This window comes from Methanobrevibacter sp. (genome assembly GCF_017431965.1).
In the GTDB taxonomy this organism is placed as follows: domain Archaea; phylum Methanobacteriota; class Methanobacteria; order Methanobacteriales; family Methanobacteriaceae; genus Methanocatella.
On record NZ_JAFRKB010000041.1, the window covers coordinates 1 to 4,641 of the forward strand.

General features: G+C 37.6%; 7 protein-coding genes and 1 pseudogene. 7 read left to right on the forward strand and 1 reads right to left on the reverse strand.

The genetic code is table 11. The features are described from left to right. The 6 genes from IJI93_RS06095 to ftsY form a co-directional block, all read left to right on the forward strand. A partial coding sequence (locus tag IJI93_RS06095) for a 50S ribosomal protein L39e (RefSeq protein ID WP_292816608.1) occupies positions 1-132 on the forward strand: 132 nt, incomplete at its 5' end. Between the two features lie 11 nt (positions 133-143). Next, complete coding sequence (locus tag IJI93_RS06100; protein ID WP_292821264.1) at positions 144-389, forward strand: 50S ribosomal protein L31e; 246 nt, start codon at positions 144-146, stop codon at positions 387-389. A gap of 46 nt (positions 390-435) precedes the next feature. After that, positions 436-1,107 (forward strand): translation initiation factor IF-6, encoded by a 672-nt coding sequence (locus IJI93_RS06105; protein ID WP_292821267.1) that lies wholly within the window; start codon positions 436-438, stop codon positions 1,105-1,107. 25 nt (positions 1,108-1,132) lie between these two features. Further along, positions 1,133-1,357 carry a 50S ribosomal protein L18Ae gene (rpl18a, locus tag IJI93_RS06110; RefSeq protein ID WP_292821269.1) on the forward strand — a complete coding sequence of 75 codons (225 nt, stop codon included), beginning with the start codon at positions 1,133-1,135 and terminating at the stop codon, positions 1,355-1,357. 20 nt (positions 1,358-1,377) lie between these two features. Next, a complete protein-coding gene (gene pfdA, locus IJI93_RS06115; RefSeq protein WP_292821271.1) occupies positions 1,378-1,812 on the forward strand; it encodes a prefoldin subunit alpha in 435 nt (144 codons plus the stop codon). 123 nt (positions 1,813-1,935) lie between these two features. Next, on the forward strand, positions 1,936-3,417 hold the full coding sequence (ftsY, locus tag IJI93_RS06120) for a signal recognition particle-docking protein FtsY (RefSeq protein ID WP_292821273.1): 1,482 nt from the start codon (positions 1,936-1,938) through the stop codon (positions 3,415-3,417). Positions 3,418-3,422: 5 nt separating this feature from the next. On the opposite strand, the gene IJI93_RS06125 is transcribed toward ftsY, so the two are convergent. Beyond that, on the reverse strand, positions 3,423-3,800 hold the full coding sequence (locus IJI93_RS06125; RefSeq protein WP_292821275.1) for a hypothetical protein: 378 nt from the start codon (positions 3,798-3,800) through the stop codon (positions 3,423-3,425). 56 nt (positions 3,801-3,856) lie between these two features. Here IJI93_RS06125 and IJI93_RS06130 point away from each other — a divergent pair. Beyond that, positions 3,857-4,641, forward strand: a pseudogene (locus IJI93_RS06130) (sodium-dependent transporter); the annotation flags it as partial.

A 4,641-nucleotide genomic window follows, 5' to 3' on the forward strand; every position in this document is an offset into this window, starting at 1 on the left:
AAAAAATTAAGAATGGCAAAAGCAAACAAACAAAATAGGAGAATTCCAATCTGGGCTTATGCTAAAACTAACCGTAAACTTAGATACAGACCAAAACCTAGACATTGGAGAAGAAACAGTCTTAAATTATAAGAGGGGTTATTATGGAAAGAGTTTACACAATTCCACTTAGAAACGTTAAAAATGTTAAAAGGACTATCAGAGCTCCTAGAGCTATCAGAGAAGTCAAAATATTTTTAACCAAACACATGAAAGCTGAAGAAGTTAAAATTGATGAATCTATTAATCATGCTATTTGGGAAAGAGGTATTCAAAAAATACCTTCTAAAATTACTGTAAAAGCAGTCAAAGATGATGATGGTGTTGTACAAGCTACTTTAGCAGAATAGCTATAGTACCTTTTACCATGCTATTGAGTTAATGTGAGGTAACAATATGTTAAGAAGAGTAGATATTGTAGGAAATCCTAATGTAGGAGTGTTCATTCTAGCAACTGATGATTTGGCTATTGTTCCTTATACCCTTTTGGATGAAAAAGCTGAAATCGTTAAGGAAACATTGGAAGTCGAAGTTGTCAAATCTTCTATTTCAGGTAGTAGTCTCATTGGATCTTTAGCTGTAGCTAATTCAAATGGTATCGTTGTTTCCCCACATGTTTTAGATAGAGAAATTGAACAGTTTGAAAAGCTTGGCTTAAATGTTGCTACACTTCCGGGTCAATACACTGCCGTCGGAAACATCATTGCGGCAAATGATACTGGAGCTATTGTAAGCCCATTTTTAGGCGAGGAAGCTATTCAGGTAGTTGAGGAGACTTTGGATGTTAATGTCGAATCCACTTCAATGGTTGGAAGCGACATAATAGGTTCTTTAATTACCGTAACTAATAAAGGATTTTTAATTAGTAGTAAAGCTGTTAAAAGTGAAATCAATTTTGCTCAAGAGGTATTTGGTGTAGAAGGCGATATTGGTACTGTCGGAAGAGGTATACCTTTAGTTGGTGCATGCGCTATTTCCAATTCAAATGGAGCTATTGTTGCTAAAGACAGTACTGGTCCTGAAATGGCTAGAGTTGAAGAAGCGTTAGGCTTTTTGGATGATTTTTAATTAATATAATCATGAGGGATTTAATATGATAACAAAAATTTACAGAGTTAAAGGTACTTTTGTAATGGGCGATTCATATCATGAATTTACTAAAGAATACAAAGCTACTAGCGAATCTGATGTTGAAGAAAAAATCTATCAACGTTTCGGAAGTAAACATGGTATTAATAGGAACCAAATTTCAATTGATGAAATTGCTGAAATTACTCCTGAAGAAGTTTTAGACCCTATTGTAAAAGAAATTTTATAGATGCATTGTAAGGTGTAATTATGGAAGACCAACAAAGATTGAACAATCTTATTAATGAAATTAATGCATACACACAGCAATCCGATTTAATCAAGCAACAGATTGAATTGATTCAAGCTACAATTGCTGAAGTCGATGCATTATCCAACACTTTAGATGACATTGAAGGAAAAGATTCTGTTGAAGCTTTCGTTCCTGTTGGTGCTGGTTCTTTCATTAAAGGAGAACTTAAAAGTACTGATGAAATTATTGTAAGTATCGGGTCAGGCTATGCAATCAAAAAAGATGCAGACGGCGCTCGTGAAATAATCGCGGGGCAAAAAGAGGAATTGAAAGACAGTTTAGATAAGATGTTGGCTAACTTGCAGCAAGTTACCGATATTATCGGCTCTCTTCAAGCTCAAGCGGAACAAATCGCAGCTGCCGCTCAAGGCAACATGACTCAAATGGGTTAGTTACTTTCCCATTTTTTTTCTTTTTTTTTAAATTAATGTATTATCAATTCTATTTTTTAGCTATTTTTTAAATATTAAAAGGATTATAAATAGTAATATTATAATTTTATAGGTTGGATTATTTTGTTTGAATCTTTAAAAAAGAAGTTTTCACGAACTAGTGAAAAATTGGAAGAAGAGCTTATTGAAGAAGCCGAAAAAGAAGACAACCTCCAAGAAGAATCAGGTCAAAGATTTTCATTTTTTTCATTTGGACGTAAGAAAGAGGAGGAAAAAGAAGAGGAAGACGATTCTAATTTACTTCCTGAAGCTACAGAAGAAGCCGAAAGCGAAGATGTGGATATAGAAGAAGAAGTCGAAGAAAAAAAATCCGGTTTCTTTGGTTTTGGGAAAAAATCTGAGGATGAAAAAGAAGATGATGAGGAATCCTTGGAAGAGGAAGAAGTCGAAGAGAAGAAGTCCCACTTCTGGAGCAGGAGCAAGGATAAGTCTGATGAGGAAGATGATGAGGAATCCTTGGAAGAGGAAGAGGTCGAAGAGAAGAAGTCTCACTTCTGGAGAAGGAATAAGGATAAGTCTGATGAGGAAGATGATGAGGAATCCTTGGAAGAGGAAGAGGTCGAAGAGAAGAAGTCTCACTTCTGGAGCAGAAACAAGGATAAAAAAGAAGACATTTCTGCCGACGGTGAAGCTTCCGGAGGAATATTCTCATTTGTGCGTGAAAAGACCATTTCAGAAAAGCATGTAGAGGACATCTTATGGGAACTTGAGATGGAACTTCTGCAGGGCGATGTTGCTATGGAAGTGGCCACTGCAGTTTGTGAAAGTGTTAAAGAGGATTTGGTCGGTAAAAAAATCAAAAGAAGCAATGACATTACTGAATACACTTACCTCGCATTGAGAAATGCAGTATCAGACATAATCGATATTCCGGGAAAGTCAATGACTGAAATGATTGAAGAGAAAAAGGCTCAGGGCGAACCCCTTGTCGTGATGTTTGTCGGAATCAACGGAACAGGAAAGACAACAACAATCGGAAAATTGGCAAACTACTATCTTAAAAAAGGCTACACTCCGGTTATTGCCGCATCCGATACATTCAGGGCAGGAGCCATAGAGCAGGTCACCTATCATGCTGATAATGTCGGTGTTAAAATCATCAAGCACAAGAAAGGTTCAGACCCGGCAGCTGTTGCATACGATGCGGTCGAGCATGCAAAAGCCCAAGGAAAAGAACTGGTTTTAATCGATACTGCAGGAAGAATGCAGACCAATGTGAACCTTATGGATGAGATGAAGAAAATCAAAAGGGTTGCAAATCCTGATTTGGTTATCTTTGTTGGTGATGCTCTGACAGGTAACGACGCAACAGAACAGGCTTCCAAATTCAATGAAGCCATTGATATTGACGGAGTTATCCTTACAAAGGCAGATGCCGACAGCAAAGGAGGTGCTTCACTTTCAATAGGTTATGTCATTCAAAGGCCAATCATGTTTTTAGGTGTCGGTCAGGGCTATGACGACATCATGGAATACGATGCCGAATGGATGCTTGATCAGCTGTTCAGCGAAAGTGAAGATGAAGCTGAAGTTTTAGAAGAGTAAGGGCTTTAATATTTCCTTTTGGATAAAGCTTTTAATCTCTTTTTTTCTATATTTTTTTGTTTATCTGATTGATATTGTCTTTTTTGGCGATTGGTTGTTGTTTCATTGTTTCTCATGATGGTTACAAGGTCAATTGAATTTCCGCTGCATGCCATAAGTATTCTGATTTCCTTATAGTCCTTTGAGCTTGGCGCCTTGTAGACTACTGCATATAAATCATTTTCAACATGTTCCCAGCTTATCGGTTCTTCTTCAATCAGGCAGTCGACCACATATTTCTGGCTTAAACCATTTTCGGCGAGTCTTTCCTGAAAGTGTCTGTTTTCAAAACACCAGTTTATGCCTGATGTTTCGCCCATCATAAATTTATCAAAAACGTTCATTCTTTCACAACAATATTATATTATGTAAGTTTAATATATTATACATAGATGATATTATGGCTGAGAAAACTGAGTGGGACTCATCAATAGCGTTCATCTTTGCAATGATTGGGGCGGCAGTTGGTCTTGGAAACATCTGGCGTTTCAGTTATGTTCTTTATTCCAACGGTGGAGGTTCATTTTTCATTCCATACTTCACTGCAATCGCTATTATGGGTGTTCCATTTTTAATATTGGAATATGGTGTAGGATTCAGTTTCAAGGATTCGTTTTCAAATATCCTAAAGAAGATCAAACCTCAATTTGAATACATCGCCTGGGCACTGGTTCTTTTCGTTTTTATAGTAACAATCTATTATATGGTAATCCTGAGCTGGGATTTGGTATACCTTTTAAGCAGTTTCACTTTCAGTTGGGGAACTGATGCGGCGCTTTACTTCACCAAAACCGTTGGTGGAAGCTCCAATCTCTCAAACGCAAGCTTTTTGCTTCTACCTACAACAATATGTGTACTCCTGCTTTGGGTCGTATTGTGGTTCATTTCCCACAAGAACGTCGATGAGGGTATAGGTAAGGTTTCAAAGATTCTCATCCCTGCCCTGTTTGTCATAATGGGAATAATCGTTGTTTATGCTTTGACATTGCCTGGCGCAGGCATCGGTATCGATACATTGCTCAACCCTAACTGGGGCATGCTTTTGGACGTCAACATTTGGCTTGCGGCATTCGCCCAAATCATATTCTCCTTGAGTATGGGTCAGGCTATCGCCGTGACATATGCAAGCTATTTGCCTGAAAACTCCAAACTGATTGATAATGTACTGATTGTGGTTGCATCCAA